This window comes from Streptomyces chiangmaiensis (assembly GCF_036281785.1).
Taxonomy (GTDB): Bacteria; Actinomycetota; Actinomycetes; order Streptomycetales; family Streptomycetaceae; genus Streptomyces; species Streptomyces chiangmaiensis.
In genome coordinates, this window is record NZ_JAYWVC010000661.1 from 1 (window position 1) to 816 (window position 816).

An 816-nucleotide genomic window follows, 5' to 3' on the forward strand; every position below is an offset into this window, starting at 1 on the left:
CGATTCCAGGACAATGGTGAGAAGGTCCTGAACGCGTCGCACGTCATCATCCTCACCACCCGGGCAGATGTGCCTGACAGCCACCTCGATGCGGTGTTCACGAAGGAGAGGGCCGACGGCCGGTTCCCTGACTCGTCGAAGCAGGAGCTGTGGGAATCAATGACCCGCGACTTCCTGAACCTGCGCACCTACGGCTACAAGGACCTGAACCACTGGATGGAGAAGCAGACCTACCTGGCGGTGGGCCTGACCATGATGGCGGCCGCTGAGCTCGGCGTCGAGGCCACACCGCTGGAGGGGTTCGACCCGACCAGCGTCGACAAGGCGTTCAAGATCCGCGAGAGCGGACACAGCACGACGGTGCTGCTGGCCCTCGGCTACCCCGACCCCAAGAAGCAGTACACCACCCCGATCTCGCGGTTCGACGCCGACCAACTCTTCACCTTCATCTAAACGTCCGAAGCCGCCCGGAAACCAAAACCCACCACACGTACGAGGAAGGGGACAATCTCAATGAAAGCCATTGTGGTAACCGACCAGGCCGCAGGAACGGCCGGGATGACGCTGACAGAGCGGCCTGAGCCGTCCGCAGCGATCAACGACGTCATCGTTCAGATTCATGCATCGGGCTTCGTCCCGACGGAGATGGAGTGGCCATCGACCTGGACCGATCGCGCCGGCCGTGACAAGACACCGTCGATCCCCGGCCACGAGCTGGCCGGAGTGGTCACCGCCCTCGGCTACGGCACGACGGGGCTGTCGGTCGGGCAGCGGGTGTTCGGCCTCGCCGACTGGCACCGCGACGGCACCCTGGCG

At 64.3% G+C, this 816-nt stretch carries 2 protein-coding genes; both read left to right on the forward strand.

Features of this window, described 5'->3' with window-relative positions; genetic code table 11:
* On the forward strand, positions 1 to 453 hold a 453-nt coding region (locus tag VXC91_RS46260; RefSeq protein ID WP_329513313.1), incomplete at its 5' end, for a nitroreductase family protein.
* A 60-nt stretch (positions 454 to 513) separates the two neighbouring features.
* Positions 514 to 816: alcohol dehydrogenase catalytic domain-containing protein (locus VXC91_RS46265; RefSeq protein ID WP_329513314.1), on the forward strand; the 303-nt coding region annotated here is incomplete at its 3' end.